The organism is Neotabrizicola shimadae (assembly GCF_019623905.1).
GTDB classification, from domain to species: Bacteria; Pseudomonadota; Alphaproteobacteria; order Rhodobacterales; family Rhodobacteraceae; genus Neotabrizicola; species Neotabrizicola shimadae.
In genome coordinates this window covers 1,067,841-1,087,121 of record NZ_CP069370.1, presented here as the reverse complement: position 1 = coordinate 1,087,121, position 19,281 = coordinate 1,067,841, and the positions used below count along the sequence as shown (strand labels likewise).

Annotated in this window: 22 protein-coding genes; 15 read left to right on the top strand and 7 right to left on the bottom strand. The window is 65.7% G+C overall.

Going from position 1 to position 19,281, the window contains the following annotated elements:
• Nucleotides 1–2 precede the first annotated feature (2 nt).
• The 3 genes from guaA to JO391_RS05180 are packed head-to-tail and all read left to right on the top strand — an operon-like array spanning nucleotide 3 to nucleotide 2,321.
• Complete coding sequence (guaA, locus tag JO391_RS05190; protein ID WP_220663127.1) at nucleotides 3–1,559, top strand: glutamine-hydrolyzing GMP synthase; 1,557 nt, start codon at nucleotides 3–5, stop codon at nucleotides 1,557–1,559.
• Between the two features lie 29 nt (nucleotides 1,560–1,588).
• Nucleotides 1,589–2,038, top strand: coding sequence for a ribose 5-phosphate isomerase B (gene rpiB, locus JO391_RS05185; RefSeq protein WP_220663126.1), 450 nt, complete (start codon nucleotides 1,589–1,591; stop codon nucleotides 2,036–2,038).
• Between the two features lie 4 nt (nucleotides 2,039–2,042).
• Nucleotides 2,043–2,321 (top strand): putative quinol monooxygenase, encoded by a 279-nt coding sequence (locus tag JO391_RS05180; RefSeq protein WP_220663125.1) that lies wholly within the window; start codon nucleotides 2,043–2,045, stop codon nucleotides 2,319–2,321.
• Nucleotides 2,322–2,327: 6 nt separating this feature from the next.
• Here the strand turns inward: JO391_RS05180 and JO391_RS05175 are convergent, their stop codons facing one another.
• A complete protein-coding gene (locus tag JO391_RS05175) occupies nucleotides 2,328–2,927 on the bottom strand; it encodes a nitroreductase family protein (RefSeq protein WP_220663124.1) in 600 nt (199 codons plus the stop codon).
• 136 nt (nucleotides 2,928–3,063) lie between these two features.
• Between JO391_RS05175 and JO391_RS05170 the strand changes: the two genes are divergently transcribed.
• From JO391_RS05170 to JO391_RS05145, 6 genes are all read left to right on the top strand, one after another.
• Nucleotides 3,064–4,362 (top strand): MFS transporter, encoded by a 1,299-nt coding sequence (locus tag JO391_RS05170; RefSeq protein WP_220663123.1) that lies wholly within the window; start codon nucleotides 3,064–3,066, stop codon nucleotides 4,360–4,362.
• A 174-nt stretch (nucleotides 4,363–4,536) separates the two neighbouring features.
• Nucleotides 4,537–5,586, top strand: a complete 1,050-nt coding sequence (gene alr / locus JO391_RS05165) for an alanine racemase (protein WP_220663122.1) — start codon at nucleotides 4,537–4,539, stop codon at nucleotides 5,584–5,586.
• On the top strand, nucleotides 5,583–6,365 hold the full coding sequence (locus JO391_RS05160; protein WP_220663121.1) for an MlaE family ABC transporter permease: 783 nt from the start codon (nucleotides 5,583–5,585) through the stop codon (nucleotides 6,363–6,365). Before alr ends, JO391_RS05160 begins: the two co-directional genes overlap by 4 nt.
• Nucleotides 6,362–7,108: an ABC transporter ATP-binding protein gene (locus tag JO391_RS05155; RefSeq protein WP_220663120.1), complete on the top strand. Its 747-nt coding sequence runs from the start codon at nucleotides 6,362–6,364 to the stop codon at nucleotides 7,106–7,108. Before JO391_RS05160 ends, JO391_RS05155 begins: the two co-directional genes overlap by 4 nt.
• 132 nt (nucleotides 7,109–7,240) lie before the next feature.
• A complete protein-coding gene (locus tag JO391_RS05150) occupies nucleotides 7,241–8,002 on the top strand; it encodes a DNA repair protein (protein ID WP_220663119.1) in 762 nt (253 codons plus the stop codon).
• Between the two features lie 31 nt (nucleotides 8,003–8,033).
• Nucleotides 8,034–8,480 carry a paraquat-inducible protein A gene (locus JO391_RS05145; protein ID WP_220663118.1) on the top strand — a complete coding sequence of 149 codons (447 nt, stop codon included), beginning with the start codon at nucleotides 8,034–8,036 and terminating at the stop codon, nucleotides 8,478–8,480.
• A gap of 4 nt (nucleotides 8,481–8,484) precedes the next feature.
• Here JO391_RS05145 and JO391_RS05140 read toward each other — a convergent pair whose 3' ends face one another.
• Both JO391_RS05140 and JO391_RS05135 read right to left on the bottom strand, forming a co-directional pair.
• Nucleotides 8,485–9,093: a peptidylprolyl isomerase gene (locus JO391_RS05140; protein ID WP_220663117.1), complete on the bottom strand. Its 609-nt coding sequence runs from the start codon at nucleotides 9,091–9,093 to the stop codon at nucleotides 8,485–8,487.
• Nucleotides 9,083–9,595, bottom strand: a complete 513-nt coding sequence (locus JO391_RS05135) for a peptidylprolyl isomerase (RefSeq protein ID WP_220663116.1) — start codon at nucleotides 9,593–9,595, stop codon at nucleotides 9,083–9,085. The genes JO391_RS05140 and JO391_RS05135 overlap by 11 nt, the downstream gene beginning before the upstream one ends.
• 169 nt (nucleotides 9,596–9,764) lie before the next feature.
• Between JO391_RS05135 and JO391_RS05130 the strand changes: the two genes are divergently transcribed.
• The 6 genes from JO391_RS05130 to JO391_RS05105 all read left to right on the top strand — a co-directional run bounded on the left by JO391_RS05130 (nucleotide 9,765) and on the right by JO391_RS05105 (nucleotide 16,214).
• Complete coding sequence (locus JO391_RS05130; RefSeq protein WP_220663115.1) at nucleotides 9,765–10,952, top strand: phosphoglycerate kinase; 1,188 nt, start codon at nucleotides 9,765–9,767, stop codon at nucleotides 10,950–10,952.
• Nucleotides 10,953–11,033: 81 nt separating this feature from the next.
• Nucleotides 11,034–11,918 carry a fructose bisphosphate aldolase gene (locus tag JO391_RS05125; protein ID WP_220663114.1) on the top strand — a complete coding sequence of 295 codons (885 nt, stop codon included), beginning with the start codon at nucleotides 11,034–11,036 and terminating at the stop codon, nucleotides 11,916–11,918.
• 172 nt (nucleotides 11,919–12,090) lie between these two features.
• Entirely contained in the window at nucleotides 12,091–12,393 is a 303-nt protein-coding gene (locus JO391_RS05120) for an FtsB family cell division protein (RefSeq protein WP_220663113.1), read from the top strand.
• Between the two features lie 137 nt (nucleotides 12,394–12,530).
• A complete protein-coding gene (gene pdhA / locus JO391_RS05115; RefSeq protein WP_220663112.1) occupies nucleotides 12,531–13,520 on the top strand; it encodes a pyruvate dehydrogenase (acetyl-transferring) E1 component subunit alpha in 990 nt (329 codons plus the stop codon).
• 15 nt (nucleotides 13,521–13,535) lie between these two features.
• Complete coding sequence (locus JO391_RS05110) at nucleotides 13,536–14,909, top strand: pyruvate dehydrogenase complex E1 component subunit beta (protein WP_220663111.1); 1,374 nt, start codon at nucleotides 13,536–13,538, stop codon at nucleotides 14,907–14,909.
• Nucleotides 14,910–14,918: 9 nt separating this feature from the next.
• A complete protein-coding gene (locus JO391_RS05105; protein ID WP_220663110.1) occupies nucleotides 14,919–16,214 on the top strand; it encodes a pyruvate dehydrogenase complex dihydrolipoamide acetyltransferase in 1,296 nt (431 codons plus the stop codon).
• On the opposite strand, the gene JO391_RS05100 is transcribed toward JO391_RS05105, so the two are convergent.
• From JO391_RS05100 to cysE, 4 genes are all read right to left on the bottom strand, one after another.
• Nucleotides 16,211–16,657 (bottom strand): CDP-alcohol phosphatidyltransferase family protein, encoded by a 447-nt coding sequence (locus JO391_RS05100; RefSeq protein WP_259444828.1) that lies wholly within the window; start codon nucleotides 16,655–16,657, stop codon nucleotides 16,211–16,213. The two genes, JO391_RS05105 and JO391_RS05100, sit on opposite strands and share 4 nt — an antisense overlap.
• A gap of 182 nt (nucleotides 16,658–16,839) precedes the next feature.
• Nucleotides 16,840–17,790: a phosphatidate cytidylyltransferase gene (locus JO391_RS05095; RefSeq protein WP_220663109.1), complete on the bottom strand. Its 951-nt coding sequence runs from the start codon at nucleotides 17,788–17,790 to the stop codon at nucleotides 16,840–16,842.
• The gene (locus tag JO391_RS05090; RefSeq protein ID WP_259444827.1) at nucleotides 17,787–18,443 is read right to left on the bottom strand and encodes a lysophospholipid acyltransferase family protein; all 657 of its coding nucleotides are present in this window, start codon (nucleotides 18,441–18,443) and stop codon (nucleotides 17,787–17,789) included. Before JO391_RS05090 ends, JO391_RS05095 begins: the two co-directional genes overlap by 4 nt.
• 19 nt (nucleotides 18,444–18,462) lie before the next feature.
• The gene (gene cysE, locus JO391_RS05085) at nucleotides 18,463–19,272 is read right to left on the bottom strand and encodes a serine O-acetyltransferase (protein WP_220663108.1); all 810 of its coding nucleotides are present in this window, start codon (nucleotides 19,270–19,272) and stop codon (nucleotides 18,463–18,465) included.
• Between the last annotated feature and the right edge of the window lie 9 nt (nucleotides 19,273–19,281).

Sequence of the window (19,281 nt, the reverse complement as noted above, 5' to 3'; positions counted from 1 at the left end):
GCATGACCCATCATGACCGCCTTCTGATAATCGACTTTGGCAGCCAGGTGACGCAGCTGATTGCACGCCGCCTGCGCGAGCTGAAGGTCTATTGCGAAATCCACCCCTACAACCACGTGGACGACGCCTTCCTGCGGGCCTTCGCCCCCAAGGCGGTGATCCTGTCCGGCGGGCCGGACTCGGTGACGCGGACGGGTAGCCCCCGCGCGCCGGAAAGCCTGTGGAGCTTTGGCGTTCCGGTCCTTGGAATCTGCTATGGCCAGCAGACGATGATGCAACAACTTGGCGGGCTGGTGGAAAGCGGCCACGGCACGGCCGAGTTCGGGCGCGCTTTCGTCACTCCTGAAGACCGCAAACTGCCGCTGCTGGACGGCTGGTTCATGGACGGGCGCGAGCAGGTCTGGATGAGCCACGGCGACCATGTGTCGAAGATCGCGCCGGGCTTCCAGGTCTATGGCACGTCGCCCAATGCGCCCTTTGCCATCACCGCGGACGAAAGCCGCCGGTTCTATGCGGTGCAGTTCCACCCCGAGGTGCACCACACCCCCAAGGGGGCGAAGCTGTATGAGAACTTCGTGCGCATGGCGGGGTTCAAGGGCGACTGGACCATGGGCGCCTACCGCGCCGAGGCGATCCAGAAGATCCGCGACCAAGTGGGCCAAGGCCGCGTGATCTGCGCACTTTCGGGCGGCGTGGATTCCTCGGTGGCGGCCATCCTGATCCACGAGGCCATCGGCGAGCAGCTGACCTGCGTTTTCGTGGACCACGGTCTGATGCGGCTGAACGAAGCCGAGGAGGTCGTGACGATGTTCCGCGAGGCCTACAACCTTCCCCTGATCCACGCCAATGAAAGCGACCTTTTCCTGGGCGCGCTGGAAGGCGTGTCGGACCCGGAAGTGAAGCGCAAGACCATCGGTCGGCTGTTCATCGAGGTGTTCGAGAAACATGCAAAGGCCATCGGTGGCGCCGATTTCCTGGCGCAGGGTACGCTCTACCCCGACGTGATCGAAAGCGTCTCGTTCTCGGGCGGGCCATCGGTCACGATCAAGAGCCATCACAATGTCGGCGGCCTGCCCGAGAAGATGGGCATGAAGCTGGTGGAACCGCTGCGCGAACTGTTCAAGGACGAGGTCCGCGCGCTTGGCCGCGAGCTTGGGCTGCCCGAGAAGTTCATCCGCAGACACCCCTTCCCCGGCCCGGGCCTTGCCATCCGTTGCCCTGGCGAGATCACTCGCGAAAAGCTGGACATCCTGCGCAAGGCCGATGCGGTCTATATCGACCAGATCCGCAAGCACGGGCTGTACGACGAAATCTGGCAGGCCTTCGCCGCAATTCTGCCGATGCGCACGGTGGGCGTGATGGGCGACGGCCGCACCTATGACTACGCGCTGGCGCTGCGGGCGGTGACATCGGTCGATGGCATGACGGCAGATTACTACCCCTTCACCCATGACTTTCTGGGCGAAACCGCGACGCGGATCATCAACGAGGTGAAGGGTGTGAACCGAGTGTTCTACGACTGCACGTCCAAGCCGCCGGGAACCATCGAACTGGAATAGTCCGCGGACGGACGGGGAAGGAACCTGCCATGGGAACCGACAAGCGCATCGTTCTGGCCAGCGACCACGCGGCCATCGGGCTGAGACGGGCCATCGCGGCCCATGTCGCATCGAAGGGCTGGGAGGTGGAGGACATCGGTCCCCAGACTCCCGAAAGCGTGCCCTATCCCGAACAGGGCGCGGCTGCCGCAGGCCGTGTCGCCTCGGGTGACTGCCGGTTCGGGATCATCCTGTGCGGCACCGGCCAGGGCATCATGATGGCCGCCAACAAGGTGCGTGGCATCCGCTGTGGCGTCTGCTCCGACACCTTCTCTGCGCGGATGATCCGCCAGCACAATGATGCAAACATGTTGTCCATCGGCGCCCGCGTGGTGGGAGAAGCCCTGGCGCTGGACATCGTGGATGCGTTCCTGTCCGCCGAGTTCGAGGGCGGGCGCCACGCAACGCGCGTGGACATGATCGCGGCGATGGAAGGCTGATGCGATGATCCGCCTGCGCGGCCACCTGCGGTGCCTGACACAAGCCGAGGCCGAAGCGGTGCGCAGGCATCGCGACGAACACATCCGCCTGACCCGCGCCGAACCGGCCTGCCTGTCCTTCGAGATCGCCGACACGGACGATCCGCTCACCTTCGAGGTAATGGAGACCTTCCGGGATCGCCCGGGGTTCGAGGCTCATCAGGCGCGGACACGGGAAAGCGCGTGGTTCGCGGCCACGCGCCATATCCTGCGAGATTTCCGGGTGGAAGAGATCGGGGACTGAAGCCCCTCAGGCCGGGAAATGCCCGTGCCCGGCCGTTTGCGCCAGCGGCCGTCGCAGGCTCGGCACCTCGCGGGCGCGCAGGCCCTCGGGGAGCGTTGAAGCATCGGCCTGACGGCCTATCGCGACGACCGCGTGGAGCCCGTAACCTTCCGGCAACGCAAGCACCTCGGCCATTTTCGCGTGGTCGAAACCGCCCATGGCATGGGTGGCCCAGCCCTTCATGCGGGCGGCAAGAGAAAGGAATCCCCAGGCGGTGCCGGCATCGAAGGCATGAAACCCGTTAGGCACCTCGGCGCCCTCCTGCGTTGTCCGCGTGAGCTTGGAGCCCACGACGACGAGTGCGGCGGCCTTGCCCGCCCATGCCCGGTTGCCGGGCAGCAAGGCGCTTTCGATCCGGTCGAACGCCGCATCGCCGCGCAGACCCCAGGCGAAGCGCCAGGGCTGGACGTTGATGGCCGAGGGGGCCCACCGGGCGGCCTCCAGCAACTCCATCAGGCCGGCTTCCGAGATCGCCTCGTCCGTGAACGCGCGCGGCGACCAGCGGTCCAGGAAAACAGGCTCGACCGGATGGTCGGCGGTGCGCGGCGGTGTGACGGCGATGTTCATGGCGGTCCTCTTCTTCGGCAATGGGAGGATATGCCGCAACGCAGAAGGAACAAGGCACGCCTCTGCACAGCCGTCATGCCCCGGATGCACAGCGGGTGGCTCTGGAACCTTATTGCCAAGGACGTTACGCAAGGGCATGGAACCGCACGCGCCCAACTTCCTCTTCCGCCACCGCGACTTCGGCCTGTTCTGGCTGGGGATGCTGTTCGTCAACGTGGCCGTGCAGATCGAGGCGGTCACCATCGGCTGGCAGGTCTATGCCGTAGGCCGCGAGACACGGTCGATCGAGGAGAGCGCGTTTCTCGTGGGCATGGTCGGGCTGGCTCAGTTCGTGCCGCTGTTCCTTCTGACGCTTTGGGCCGGGTCGATGGCTGACCGGCACTCGCGCCGGGCCATCGTGCTGTGGTCCTTGGCGGTGGAGGTGCTCTGCGTTCTGGGGCTGGTGGCGGTGGCGCTGGAGCCTGCGCCGCAGCCGGCGCATATCTTCCTCATCGCGGCGGTGTTTGGGGCGGCGCGGGCGTTCCTGTCGCCGGCCGCTTCGGCGCTGACGCCGATGCTGGTGCCCAAGGCGGACATGCCGCAGGCGATCTCGCTGAAGTCGCTGAGCTGGCAGGGGGCGGTGATCGTGGGGCCCTGGATCGGCGGGCTCCTCTGCGCCATCTCCACCGCCGTCAGCTATGGGATGGTGGCGGTGCTTTATTTGGCTGGGGTGGGGATCATCCTGGCGATGCGGGCCAACACCACGCCGGAGCGGCAGCCGGGGAGCCAGATCGCCCAGATCCGCGAGGGGCTGGCCTATGTCTGGGGCAACAAGGTGATCCTGGGGGCGATCTCGCTGGACCTGTTCGCGGTGCTTCTGGGCGGGGCGACGGCGCTGTTGCCGGCCTTTGCTTCGGATATCCTGAAGGTCGGGCCGGAGGGGTTTGGCATCCTGCGGTCGGGGCCGGCCATCGGGGCGGTGCTCATGGCCGCGGCGCTGGCGCGGTGGCCGTTGAAGCGGCGGGCGGGGGCGCGGATGTTCTGGGCGGTGGCGGCCTTTGGCCTGGCCACCATCGTGTTCGGGCTGTCCCAGTCGATGTGGCTGTCGGTCGCCGCCCTGGCGGTGCTGGGGGCGGCGGACATGATCTCGGTCTATGTCCGCCAGACCCTGGTCCAGATCGTGACCCCGGACCACATGCGGGGGCGGGTGTCCTCGGTGTCGGGGCTGTTCATCTCGGGCTCGAACGAGTTGGGGGAGTTCGAATCCGGGGTGGTCTCGCGGTTCATCGGGCCGGTGGGGGCCGCGGTCTTTGGCGGGATCGGGACGCTGGGGGTCACGGGGCTGTGGGCATGGATGTTCCCGGCCCTGAGGAAGGCCGACCGGCTGGATGCCGGGCCGGAGGTGGGCGAGGCCCATGGGCCGCACCTGGCCTCTTCCCCGGCCTCGCCGACCTGAGGGGCGTCCGAGCTCGGACGCTTTTCAGAGTGAGCAAAATCAATGCGTTACGGACGCACTTTAACTTGGACTTAACACTTGTCCGAGGCGGCAGCCGAAGGTGCATCCCGCCGAAGGCGCGGGGGAAGCGCGATGCCCCCTTGACCTTCCGCCAAGGCTTGTCAAAACCGCGTAATGGCCACCGGAACCCTGAACATCGACCTTGACGCCATCGCGGCCAACTGGCGCGCGCTGGACCGGCTTTCCGCATCGGGCGTGCAGACCGCCGCCGTGGTGAAGGCGGATGCCTATGGGCTTGGCACGACGCGGGTTGTCCGTGCGCTGGCGCAGGCCGGCGCCAGGCGGTTCTTCGTGGCCGCCGCCGAGGAAGGCGCCGCGGTGCGGCAGGCGCTTGGGCCCGGCCCGCAGATTTCGGTCCTGTCCGGGCACATGGCGGGCGATACCGAGATGATCCACGATCTTGAGCTGACGCCCATGCTCAATTCGCTGGAGCAGATCACCCGGCATCTGGAAGCCCTGCCCGGCCATCCGTTCGGGCTGCAACTGGACACCGGCATGAACCGGCTGGGGCTGGAACCGATGGAGTGGGAGGCGGTGGCGCCTTACATCCTGGAGGCCGACCCCGAACTGCTGATGAGCCATCTGGCCTGCGCCGACGAGCCGGATCATCCGATGAACGAGGCGCAGCTTGCCGTCTTCGAGGACATGACCGGCGGCACCGGCCTGCCGCGCAGCTTTGCCGCGACGGGCGGCATCCTGCTGGGACCGCGCTATCATTTCGATCTGACGCGGCCGGGCATCGGGCTTTACGGCGGCCGGCCCTTCGAGACGGGCAATCCCGTGGTGTCGCTGTCATTGCCGATCATCCAGACCCGCGAGGTCGCCCCCGGCGAGACCGTGGGCTATTCCGCCGCCTGGGAGGCCGAGGCGCCCTCGGTCATTGCCACGCTGGCGGCGGGCTATGCCGACGGCCTGCCCCGGACCCTGTCCAATGCGGCGATGCTGTGGGACGGCGCCACGCCTTGCCCTCTGGTCGGCCGCGTGTCGATGGACATGGTCACGGTGGACATCAGCCACCTGCCCGAGATTCCGCGGGCGCTGGACATTCTTGGGCCGCACCAGTCGGTCGATGACCTGGCCGATGCGGCGGGCACCATCGGCTATGAACTGCTGACCGTTCTGGGCCGCCGCTATACCCGCCGCTATCTGGAGCACGGCGCGTGAATCCCCTGACCCTGCTGGCCGCCATCGGCCGCCTTGTGCTGGGCGGGCTGGCCGCACTTGGCCGGTTGACGATCTTTGCCGCGCAGGTGGTGAGCCACCTGTTCCGCCCGCCCTTCTATCCGCGCGAATTCGGCCATGCGCTGGCGCAGGTGGGCTGGTTCTCGCTGCCCGTGGTGGGCATGACGGCGGTGTTCACCGGCGGCGCGCTGGCCTTGCAGATCTATTCCGGCGGCCAGCGGTTTTCGGCCGAGGCGGTGGTGCCGCAGATCGTGGCCATCGGCATGGTGCGCGAGTTGGGACCGGTGCTGGTGGGGCTGATGATCGCGGCGCGGGTCACAAGCTCGATTGCTGCCGAGATCGCCACGATGAAGGTGACCGAGCAGATCGACGCGCTGGTGACGCTTTCGACCGATCCGATGAAGTATCTGGTGACGCCTCGTGTTCTGGCCGGGGCGCTGACCGTGCCCCTGCTGGTGGCGGTGGGCGACGTGATCGGCATCCTGGGCGGCTTTCTGGTTTCGACCGAGACGCTTGGCTTCAACCGCGCGACCTATGTGCAGCGCACGGTCGATTTTCTTGAGACGCCGGACGTGCTGTCTTCGCTGGTGAAGGGCGCGGTCTTCGGGGCGATTGCGACGCTGATCGGCTGCTACTACGGCATGAGGTCGGGGCGCGGGGCGCAGGGCGTGGGCAGTGCCACGAAGGGCGCGGTCGCGGCGGCGTCGATCCTGATCCTGGCGGCGAACTTCGTGCTGACTTCTGTGATGTTCGGATCATGATCGAGCTTCAGGGCGTTCAGAAGGCCTTCGGGGCCAACCGGGTGCTGCGGGGGGTGGATCTGTCCATCGCCAGCGGGACGAGCATGGTCATCATCGGCGGGTCGGGCACCGGCAAGTCGGTGCTGCTGAAGTGCATCCTGGGGCTGGTGCATCCCGATTCGGGTTCGATCCGGTTGGATGGCGAGGATGTCACCAAGGCCGACCGGGATGCGTTCCTCGCGCGGTTCGGGATGCTGTTCCAGGGCGGCGCGCTGTTCGATTCGATGCGCGTCTGGGAGAACGTGGCGTTCCGGCTGTTGCGGGGGACGGGCAAGCGGCCCAAGGCCGAGGCGCGCGAGGTGGCGATCGAGAAGCTGCGCCGGGTGGGCCTGGGGCCCCAGGTGGCCGACCTGTTCCCGGCCGAGTTGTCGGGGGGGATGCAGAAGCGCGTGGGGCTGGCGCGGGCGATTGCGGCGGAGCCCGAGATCATCTTCTTCGACGAGCCGACGACCGGGCTGGACCCGATCATGGCGGGGGTGATCAACGATCTGATCCGCGAGATCGTCGTGGAGATGGGCGTGACGGCGATGACCATCACGCATGACATGTCGTCCGTGCGGGCCATCGCCGATCAGGTGGCGATGCTGCATGACGGGCTGATCCGCTGGACCGGGCCGGTTTCGGAAATGGATGCGACGCCGGACCCTTACGTGCAGCAGTTCATCCATGGACGGGCCGAAGGGCCGATTGCCGCCCTGAGGTGACATTCGGTTTCGTCAACAATCTGCGCCATGGTGCTGGATTGTTGACCGAAGGGCGACCAACTGCCGAAAGACTTGATGGAATCTGTGAGAAGGCCAAACCTGTCAGTGGGTTGGCTTTGGGGGTTTTCACGCATGTCCATGCGCGGCATTGCGCTTTCGTCCATGTCCACGCTGCGGTCTGTGGCGCAGGTGGTGATTGTGGGGATGGCCGGACTTCTGGTGGCGGCTTCGGCCCTGGCTTTTGCCGGATGGCTGCCCTGGCCCCATGTGGCCCTGTCCTGGGGCGGTGTGCCGGTGCCCTGGGCGGGCATGGCGTTGCAGGTCGGGTTGGCGGTGCTGTTCGTGGTGCTGGCCGCCTTCTTGCCGGCCAATGCGCGCATGGCACGGCTGGAGCGGTCGCACCGCAGTTTCGCCGTGGGGATGGAGGATGTGGTGCGCGCCTATCGGCAGGCCCATGCCGCCGACCGGGCCGGGGTCTTTGCGCTGTCGTCCGAGTTCGACGCGATGCGCGAGCGGTTGACGCAGCTGCGCAAGCACCCCGATCTGGCGCATCTGGAGCCGGAGCTGTTGCAGCTGGCGGCGCAGATGAGCTTTCAGTCGCGCGACCTGGCGCGCGTCTATTCCGACGAGAAGGTCGAGCGCGCGCGGGGCTTTCTGAAGCAGCGGCAGGAAGAGGCGGAGGCGATGCAGGAGCGGGTGGCGCTGGCGCAGCGGACCTGCGCGGAGATCCGGCGCTGGCTGACCGATGTGGAAGCCGAAGAACGGCAGGTGCAGGTGCAGATGCGCCGGCTGGAGGGCGACCTGCGCGAGCTCTTGCCGGCGCTTGGCTATGATTTCGAGGATGTCGCCTCGGCCAATGTGGTGAGCCTGCCCAAGCCGCAGAAACAGACTTGAAGCCGGGTGGGCGGCGGGGCAGGACTGTCCCATGCGCTGGCTGAACCTGTCCCTGCTTGTCCTGTTTCCCGTCGCCTGGTTTGCGCCCCTGATCCGGGCCGGGCTGGACCTGCCGCTGTTTGGCATGTCCGAGATTTCGGTGATCTCGGGGCTGCAGTCGCTGTGGGGATCTTCGCCGGTGCTGGCGCTGGTGGTGACGGTGATGGCGATCTTTGCGCCCTGGGCCAAGACCGGGGGGCTGGCGCTGGTTCAGTTCGGGCTGTTGTCGCCCAAGGTGATGCCGGCGCTGCATGTGCTGGGCAAGCTCGCCATGGGCGATGTCTTTCTGCTGGCGCTGTACATCGTGGTGGTGAAGGGCGTGGGGATGACGGTGATCGAGACGGCCTGGGGGCTGTATCTGTTCACCGGGCTGATCCTGGTGTCGCTTGGTCTGTCCGAATGGACGAGGCGGGCGCTGGCCGAGGCTGCGCCCGCCTGAAGCGTCAGGGCTGGACGGTGACCTTGACCATCACGTCGGGGTCCGTGACCTCGCCATTGCCGCCGTCGCCCTTCTTGATGGCGTCGACGACCTCCATGCCCGAGACCACGCGGCCGAAGGCGGTGTATTGACCATCCAGGTGCGGGGCCGGGGCGGTCATGATGAAGAACTGGCTGTTGGCCGAGTTCGGGTCCTGGCTGCGGGCCATGCCAAGCACGCCACGGTCGAAGGGAACCGAGGAGAATTCGGCCGGGATGTCCGCCATGGACGAGCCGCCCATACCGGCCATCGAGGTGTCGCCACCCTTCTTGCCGTATTGCACGTCGCCGGTCTGGGCCATGAAGCCGTCGATCACGCGGTGGAAGACGACGCCGTCATAGGCGCCCTGTTCGGCCAGCGCGGTGACCTGGGCCACGTGCTGGGGCGCCACGTCGGGGAAGAGGTCGATGACGATGGTGCCCTTGGCCTGGCCGTCGACCTCGATCACGAGGTTCGGGCCAGGGCCGTCTTCGGCGGCATCGGCGGGCGTGCTGGACTGGCTGATCGCATAGCCGCCAAGCACGGCGAGGCCGAGGGCGAGGATGCCGGCGGGGAGGATGCGGTCAAACGACATCGGCGGCCACCCGGACGGTGATCATGCGGTCGGGGTTCGCCGGCGGCTCGCCGCGGGTGATCTTGTCCACATGTTCCATCCCCGAGATCACGCGGCCATAGACCGTGTACTGGCGATTCAGGAAGTGGTTGTCCTTGAAATTGATGAAGAACTGGCTGTTGGCCGAGTTCGGATTCTGCGACCGGGCGGCGCCGAGCGTGCCGCGGTCGTGCGGGATACCGGAAAACTCGGCCGGCAGGTCCGGCAGGTCAGAGCCGCCGGTGCCCGCGCGGCGCGCGTTGTAGCTGGGCGAGGCCATGTTGGCATGTTCCACGTCGCCGGTCTGGGCCATGAAGCCGTCGATCACGCGGTGGAAGGCCACGTTGTCATAGGCCTTGGCGCGGGCGAGCGCCTTCATGCGCTCGGCATGTTTCGGCGCAATCGCCGGCAGAAGCTCGATCACCACCTCGCCATCCTTGAGCGTCATGATGATGGTGTTCTCGGGATCCTTGATCTCGGCCACGAGGGTCTCCTTCGGATTCGGGTCTGGCGCAAACTAAGGGCAGGCGGCGCCGGGGGAAAGGGCAGCCTTTGCGCATCGGCACAAAGTGACGCGGAGCCTGCGGCACGCGGGCGTTGACGCGGGGGCCGGGATGGGGTGGAAGGGCGTTGCGCAATCGACGGAGGTCACGATGGGCTGGAAGACGCTGGACGATGTGGCAATGGCGGGCAAGACCGTGCTGTGCCGCGTGGACATCAACGTGCCGATGGATGGCGACCGCGTGACCGATACCACGCGCATCGACAAGATCGTGCCCACGGTCGAGGACATCATCGCCCGCGGCGGCAAGCCGGTGCTTCTGGCGCATTACGACCGGCCGAAGGGCAAGGTCGTGCCCGAGATGAGCCTGGGCCGGGTGAAGCCCGCGCTGGAGGCGGCGCTTGGGCGCAAGGTGGTGTTCGGCGCCGATTGCGTGGGCGAGCCGGCGAAGGCCGCGATTGCCGCGGCGGCACCGGGCGAGGTGGTGCTGCTGGAAAACACCCGGTTCCATGCCGGCGAGGAAAAGAACGATCCGGCGCTTGCGGCCGAGATGGCGGCTCTGGGCGACATCTATGTGAACGACGCATTTTCGGCGGCGCACCGGGCCCATGCCTCGACCGAGGGGCTGGCGCGGCTGTTGCCGGCGGCGGCGGGGCGGCTGATGGAGGCGGAGCTCAAGGCGCTGGAAGCGGCGCTTGGCAACCCGGCCCGGCCGGTGGCGGCCGTGGTGGGCGGTGCGAAGGTTTCGACCAAGCTGGAGCTGCTGGCGAACCTGGTGACCAAGGTGGATCACCTGGTGATCGGCGGGGGCATGGCCAACACCTTCCTGGTGGCCAAGGGCATCGAGGTGGGCAAGAGCCTGGCCGAGCGTGACATGGCCGAGACGGCGCAGGACATCCTGGAGAAGGCCGCGAAGGCGGGGTGCCAGATTCACCTGCCGGTGGATGTGGTGGTGGCGCGCGAGTTCAAGGCCCATGCCCCGAACGAGACGGTGGCGGCAGAAGCCTGCCCGCCGGATGCGATGATCCTGGATGCCGGGCCGAAGACCGTGCTGCTCTTGGAAGCCGTCTTTGCCAACTGCCGTACGCTGATCTGGAACGGCCCGCTTGGCGCCTTTGAGCTGGCGCCCTTCGATGCAGCCACGGTCGCGGCGGCGAAGGCGGTGGCGAAGCTGACGCAGGAGGGCAACCTGATTTCGGTGGCCGGCGGCGGCGACACGGTGGCCGCGCTGAACCAGGCGGGCGTTGCGGAGGATTTCACCTTCATCTCGACCGCGGGCGGCGCCTTCCTGGAATGGATGGAAGGCAAGGTTCTTCCGGGGGTTGCGGCGCTTGGCTGAAGCGGCGCGGTTGCGACGGTTCGCGCCGTTGCGAGGGATATGCCCAGGCGTTACGCCGGGGCCGGGCAAATGGAGACGGACATGACCAATGCGAAGATGACCGAACAGGTGCGCAGCGGGCGGGGTTTCATCGCCGCGCTGGACCAGTCGGGCGGGTCTACCCCCAAGGCGCTGAAGCTGTATGGCGTGCCGGAAACGGCCTACAGCGGCGAAGAGCAGATGTTCGACATGATCCACGCGATGCGGGCGCGGATCATCAAGTCGCCCGCCTTCACCGGCGACAAGGTGGTGGGAGCGATCCTGTTCGAACAGACCATGGACCGCACCATCGACGGCATCCCGACCGCGACCTACCTGTGGGAAAAGCGCGGTGTCGTGCCGTTCCTCAAGATCGACAAGGGGCTTGAGGCGGAAGCCGACGGCGTGCAGCTGATGAAGCCGATCCCCGGCCTGGATGCGCTGCTGGAGCGCGCGGTCAAGGCCGGGATCTTTGGCACGAAGGAGCGGTCGGTGGTGAACGCGGCCAATCCCAAGGGGATTGCCGCCATCGTGGCGCAGCAGTTCGACCTGGGCCGCCAGGTCGCCGCGCATGGGCTGATGCCGATCCTGGAGCCGGAAGTCACCATCTCGATCGCCGACAAGGCCGAGGCCGAGGCGATCCTGCAGGCGGAAATCCTGAAGGCGCTGGACGGTTGGGAGGGCCAGCTCATGCTTAAGCTGAGCCTGCCGACGGTGCCGGATTTCTACCTGCCGCTGGTGAACCATCCCAAGGTGCTGAAGGTGGTGGCGCTGTCGGGCGGTCATTCGCGCGACGAGGCGAACAAGATCCTGGCGATGAACCATGGCATCATCGCAAGCTTCAGCCGGGCCCTGAGCGAGGGGCTTTCGGCCGGCCAGAGCGATGCCGAGTTCGATACCGTGCTGAAGGGCGCCATCGACGGCATTCACGCGGCCTCGATCACCTGAGACCTTCTGCGGGGCCTCAGTGGCCCCCAGGTTCCCGCTGCGGGCGAGTATCCGCCCGCAGCCCCCTGTTTTCCCGCGAAAATGCATGTCCGGCGCATTTGGGGGATTCCCATGGGAATCGCTCTGTGGCAGGGTGGTCGAAACCCCGGAAACACGGGGAGATGGGCAGAGCATGAACGCAATCCAGTCTCGTCCCGCGCTTGGCGGCATGGCCTACTTCCTGATCTGCTTCACCCTGGGCAGCTATTTCGGCTTTGCCGCGGTGCAGGGCGACTACGGCGTGTTCCGGCAGGTGCAGATCAAGGCCGAGGCGGCCGAGCTTGCCGCCGAACGCGACCGGCTGAAGGCCGAACTGGCCGAGCTGGAGAACCGGACCTGGCGCATGTCGGACCAGTTCCTGGACATCGACCTTCTGGACGAACAGGTGCGCGACGTCCTGGGCTATGTGCGCGCCGACGAGATCGTGATCCGCTGAGACATTCGATTTTCGCATGACACCCATGCAGGGCGGCCCCTGTGGCCGCCCGAGTTTTTTCTTTGCCCTGTTTTTCCCGATGCTGTAGGGATGGTTCAACGTTGAACTATCCCAGCCAGTGAGGGAGGGTGCTGCTCATGGCCGTGAAGAAGCCGGTCGACAGACCGAACGTATCCAAGGAAGAACTGCTGAAATACTACCGCGAAATGCTGCTGATCCGGCGTTTCGAGGAGAAGGCCGGCCAGTTGTACGGCATGGGCCTGATCGGCGGGTTCTGCCACCTTTACATCGGCCAGGAGGCCGTGGTGGTGGGGCTGGAGGCGGCGGCCAAGGAAGGCGACAAGCGGGTGACCAGCTACCGCGACCACGGGCACATGCTGGCCTGCGGCATGGACGCCAAGGGCGTGATGGCGGAACTGACGGGGCGGATCGGCGGCTATTCCAAGGGGAAGGGCGGCTCGATGCATATGTTCTCGAAGGAGAAGCACTTCTACGGCGGCCACGGCATCGTGGGGGCGCAGGTGCCGCTTGGCGCGGGTCTGGCCTTTGCCGACAAGTACCTGGGCAACGACAACGTGACCTTCACCTATTTCGGCGACGGCGCGGCGAACCAGGGCCAGGTCTATGAGACCTACAACATGGCAGAGCTTTGGAACCTGCCGGTGATCTTCGTGATCGAGAACAACCAGTATGCGATGGGGACCAGCGTGAAGCGGTCCACCAAGTCCACCACGCTGTTCGGGCGGGGCCTGGCCTATGGCATTCCGGGCGAACAGGTGGACGGGATGGATGTGCTGGCGGTGAAGGCCGCGGGCGAGAAGGCGGTGGCGCACTGCCGCGCGGGCAACGGCCCCTACATCCTGGAAATGATGACCTATCGTTATCGCGGCCATTCGATGTCGGACCCGGCGAAGTACCGCACCCGCGAGGAGGTGGAGAAGATGCGGTCCGAAAAGGACCCCATCGACCATGTTCGCGACCTGCTGGTTCAGGGCGGTCTGGCAAGCGAGGATGACCTGAAGGCCATCGACAAGGAGATCAAGGCGCTGGTGAACGAGGCGGCCGAGTTCTCGAAGGAAAGCCCCGAGCCGCCCGTCGAGGAGCTCTGGACGGACATCTACGCGTAAGGGGGGAGTGAGGACATGGCAACGCAGATCCTGATGCCCGCGCTTTCTCCGACGATGGAGGAAGGCACGCTGGCCAAGTGGCTGGTGAAGGAAGGCGACATGGTCAAGGCCGGGCAGATCCTGGCCGAGATCGAGACCGACAAGGCGACGATGGAATTCGAGGCGGTGGACGAGGGCAAGGTCGGCAAGATCCTGGTGGCCGAGGGCACGCCCGGGGTGAAGGTGAACACGCCCATCGCCGTGCTGGTGGAAGACGGAGAAAGCGTCGCGGACGCGGCCCCTGCCCCGGTGGCGGCCCCCGTCGCGGCGGCTCCGGTTGCGGCGGCCCCGGTCGCGGCACCGGCAGCGCCTGCGCCCCTGGCCGTCGCCAGCGGATGGCCGCATACGGATGTGCCGCCCGGAGCGGCAACCAAGACCATGACGGTGCGCGAAGCATTGCGCGAGGCGATGGCCGAAGAGATGCGCGCCGACCCGAGCGTGTTCCTCATGGGCGAGGAAGTGGGCGAATACCAGGGCGCCTACAAGATCAGCCAGGGCCTGCTGGACGAATTCGGCGCGAAGCGCGTGGTGGACACGCCGATCACCGAGATGGGCTTTGCCGGCATCGCCACGGGCGCAAGCTGGGGCGGGCTGAAGCCGATCGTCGAGTTCATGACCTTCAACTTCGCCATGCAGGCGATCGACCACATACTGAACTCGGCCGCCAAGACGCTGTACATGTCGGGTGGCCAGATGGGCTCGCCCATGGTGTTCCGCGGTCCGAACGGCGCTGCGGCCCGCGTGGGTGCGCAGCACAGCCAGGACTATGCGGCCTGGTACGCCGCGATCCCCGGCCTGCGGGTCTGCATGCCCTATTCGGCGGCCGATGCGAAGGGCCTTTTGAAGACGGCCATCCGCGACCCGAACCCAGTGGTCTTCCTGGAAAACGAAATCCTCTACGGACGGTCCTTCGAAGTTCCGACCGACCCGGATTTCGCGGTGCCTTTCGGCAAGGCCAGCATCTGGCGGCAGGGCACGGACGTGACGCTGGTCAGCTTTGGCATCGGCATGACCCATGCGCTGCAGGCAGCGGAGGAACTGGCGAAGGAGGGCATCTCGGCAGAGGTGATCAACCTGCGGACGCTGCGTCCCATCGACTATGACACGATCATCGCCAGCGTGCAGAAGACGAACCGCTGCGTAACGGTGGAGGAAGGCTTCCCCGTCGGATCCATCGGCGACCACATCGCCAGCACGATCATGCAACGCGCCTTCGACTATCTTGATGCGCCGGTGGTGACCTGCACGGGCAAGGACGTGCCGATGCCCTATGCAGCGAACCTGGAAAAGCTGGCGCTGGTGACGACCGCCGAGGTCGTCGCGGCGGTCAAGTCCGTCTGCTATCGGTGAGGTGAGGACATGGCAACGCAAATCCTGATGCCTGCGCTTTCCCCGACCATGGAGGAAGGCACGCTGGCCAAGTGGCTGGTGAAGGAAGGCGATGTGGTGAAGTCCGGCCAGATCCTGGCCGAGATTGAAACCGACAAGGCAACGATGGAGTTCGAAGCGGTAGACGAGGGGATCGTCGGCCGCATTCTGGTGCCGGAAGGCTCGGCGGGCGTGAAGGTGAACACGCCGATTGCCGTGCTGGTCGAGGAAGGTGAATCTGCCGATGCGGCCCCTGCCCCGGCGGCTGCTCCGGCTGCCCCTGCCCCGGTTGCGGCGGCGACCGCCCCGGCTCCGGCTGCCGCGGCCTCTGCGCCCGTGGCTACTGGCGCGCGGGTCTTTGCCTCGCCGCTGGCGCGGCGGATCGCGAAGGAGAAGGGTCTGGACCTGACCGCCGTGCGCGGGTCCGGCCCGCATGGTCGGATCGTGCGAGCGGATGTCGAGGGGGCGCAGGCCGCGCCGACCCAGGCTGCGGCCGCGGCGGCACCCGCGGCTGTGGCAGCCCCTGCCCCGACAGCACCAGCTGCGGCCCCGTCCTCGCCCTCGGCGGAGACGATCAAGAAGATCTACGCCGACCGGACCTACGAGGAGGTCACACTGGACGGCATGCGCCGCACCATTGCCGCCCGCCTGACCGAGGCCAAGCAGACCATCCCGCATTTCTACCTGCGCCGCGATGTGCAACTGGACGCGCTGATGGCCTTCCGCGAAACCCTGAATGGCCAGTTGGCCGGGCGTGGCGTCAAGTTGTCGGTCAACGACTTCATCATCAAGGCCTGTGCGATGGCCTTGCAGGCGGTGCCGAATGCCAATGCCGTCTGGGCGGGCGACCGTATCCTGAAGCTGAAGCCTTCGGATGTGGCCGTGGCCGTGGCGGTGGAGGGTGGGCTGTTCACACCCGTGCTGCGGGACGCCCAGTCCAAGTCGCTGTCCGCGCTGTCAGCCGAGATGAAGGACCTGGCAGGCCGGGCAAAGACCAAGAAGCTGGCACCGCATGAGTATCAGGGCGGCAGCTTTGCGATCTCGAACCTTGGCATGTTCGGCATCGACAATTTCGACGCCGTGATCAACCCGCCTCACGGTGCCATTCTTGCCGTTGGCGCGGGGGTGAAAAAGCCAGTGGTGAAAGCCGATGGCACGATCGGTGTGGCAACCGTCATGTCGATGACGTTGTCGGTCGATCACCGCGTGATCGACGGTGCGCTTGGGGCCGAGCTTCTGAAGGCCATCGTCGAGAACCTGGAAAGCCCAGTGGCGATGCTGGCCTAACGGGACTTCAGCCTGCGGATCAGCCGCAGTGATCGCCGGCCGGCGGTCGCTGCGGCGCCCGCGACGATGATCCAGAGGGTCAGGGTCAGAATGGCTCCGGGACTTGGCCAGAGAGCGGCGACGAGACAACCGATTGTCAGCACTGCCATGCGGTGCTGCTTTGCCATGGGGCCGCAGTAGTCCGGGGGAAATCCTTCTGCTCTGCCAAGCTCACGCAGATAGGCGACAAGGATGGCCAGCGCGGCAGCGGTCCAGCCGAGCGAGATGTCTTGCGCAGCATAGCCGGCGCCGACGAGGAAGGCCGTGTCGGACAGCCTGTCCGGCGCCTCGTTCCAGAACGGACCGTCTGCCTGTCGGCGACCGCCCTCGATTGCCACCATACCGTCAAGGAGGTTGCAGACCAGCCGCGCCTGCATCATGACGGCAGCGGCGACAAGGCACATGCCGCGCCAACCGGGGGAAAGATGGGGGCTTGCTGCGAAAGCCAGCGCGCCAATGGCGGCGAACGCCAGCCCAGCCTGGGAAATCCGGTTCGGGGGCACATTCCCAACGGCCAACTGGGTCGCTGCCGCACGCGCCCAAGAGCTTTGTCTGGATTGAAGTGGTCGCCTCCCGTCTTCGCCCGTCACTTCAGCGACCACGCATAGCGCATGATGTGCAGGAAGATGGGGGCAGCAAAGAGCACGCTGTCCAGCCGGTCGATGAACCCGCCGTGACCCGGAATGACATAGCCCCAGTCCTTCACTCCGCGATCGCGCTTGATGGCGGAAAGAACAAGCCCTCCGGCGAAACCGGCCAAGCACATGGCAAAGGAGACGGACAGGGACACGAAAGGCGAGAACGGGGTGATCCACCACAAAGCCATACCTGCCAGCGAGGCTGTTGCGACGCCACCGACAAAGCCTTCCCAGGTCTTCGATGGCGAAATGCTTGCGGCGATCCGGTGCCGCCCGACAAGCTTGCCCCAAACGAACTGCATGACATCGGAGAACTGCACGACAAAGATCAGATAGGCCACGAGCAGGATGTTCCGCCCCTCGTAGCCAGGGATATGGAGGTTGAGCAGGGCTGGCACATATGACGCACAATAGATGGCCAGCATGATGGCCCACTGTGTCTCTGCAATCCGATCAAGAAACCGGTCGGGCCCACCGCGCAGGGCCGAGAGCACGGGCAGCAGTAGGAAAGCGTATACGGGAATGAAGATCGAGTAGAGACCGTACCAGTCATGCCAGACCAGCAAATACTGAAGCGGCAGGATGACGTAGAACGCCAGAAGCAACGACCAGTGGTCGGCACGCGCCGTTCTGGTCAAACTGAGGAATTCGCGCAGGGCAGCGAAGGAGCAGACCGCGAACAAGAGGACAATTCCGGTCCGACCGGCCAGAAGTGCCAGCCCGATCAACACGACCATCGCCCACCAGGAGGCTATGCGCGCGTTGATCTCTTCGATGACCGGATTGGTTCGGTCAGGTGCCACACGTGACCGCAGGGTCTGGCCAGCGATGGTGGCAATCGAAAGGATGGCCCCGACGGCGACAAGGAAGCTGACGAGCTCAGACGGAGGGGCCGTCATGTCGCCACCGGCGCCAGCGCACGCAACTCGTTCGCGGCGCGAAGAAGGAAATCCGCCTTGGCCTCGCCTTCGTTCAGACGCAGAGGCGCGCCGAAAGTTACAGTGCAAAGCAACGGTAGCGGAATGATTTCGCCCTTGGGCATGATGCGACTGAGATTCGCGATCCAGACCGGGACGAGATCGACATCAGGTCGCGCGGCGGCAACATGATAGAGACCCGTCTTGAAAGGAAGCACCGCCTCGGCTGTCGTATTGCGCTTGCCTTCAGGGAATAGGATCAGGGAGTAGCCGTCGTCCAAAGCCGCAACAATCTGATCAACCGGGTTTTCAGTCCGCATGTCTGGTCGCCGGTCGATCAGAACTGCATTGAATACCCACCGCCCCGCAAAGGACCGCAGCCGCGAGGCCAGCCAATAGTCCGCTGCGGCGACAGGCCGGGTCTGCGATCGAAGAGACGGAGGAAGCGCCGTCCATACAACAACGAAGTCGCCGTTCGACGTGTGATTCGCAAAATAGACACGCTTGTCGGCGATGGGCTCGCAACCCAACCAGACAGGCCGAAGCGCCGTTATGAGGCGCGCGAAGAGTGACACCGCCGCACCCGTCACGCGGGCTATCGCATTGTACAGGTAAAGGCGAGCCTGCTCGATCACACGGCCTCTCGCTGCCAGATCAATCGCCGGACAGGATCTGGTTCATCGAGAGCGCCGGTTGATCACATCCCGCCTTGCCCACAACGCGTGCCGGGACACCGGCGACCGTCGTGTTTGGCGGGACGTCCTGAAGGACAACCGAACCCGCAGCGATGCGAGAGCACGAGCCAACCGAAATGTTCCCCAAAACCTTTGCGCCCGCCCCGATCAGGACGCCATTGCCGATCTTCGGATGCCGGTCTCCGTTCTCTTTGCCTGTGCCTCCAAGTGTAACGGAGTGAAGCATGGAGACATTGTCGCCCACAACCGCGGTCTCGCCGATGACGATGGAATGGGCGTGGTCGATCATGATGCCTTGGCCAATCTTCGCCGCCGGATGGACGTCGACACCAAAGACTTCCGATACGCGCATCTGCACGAAATATGCCAAATCGGTCCGGCTGTGCTGCCACAGCCAGTGACCAATGCGGTAGGCTTGGATCGCCTGGAAGCCCTTGAAGAACAACACGGGTTGAAGGAATCGGTGGCATGCTGGATCGCGGTCATGGACAGCAACGACGTCTGCTCGTGCCGCGCCTCCGATCGAGGGATCCGAAGCGAATGCCTCATCTGCGATCTCCCTAAGTATCTGCTCACTCATCTCGCCCGACGCAAGCTTAAGCGAAAAACGATAGGCTAGAGCGCGTTCCATCGTCGGGTGATGCAGAAGGCTCGAGTGGATCAAGCCACCGAGCAACGGCTCAAGCGCCACGGCATCCAGTGCCTCCGCGCGGATGCGTTCCCAAACCGGGTCAACAGATTTCAGCTTTGCCCTGGCGTCCGTGCTCATCCTCGACCT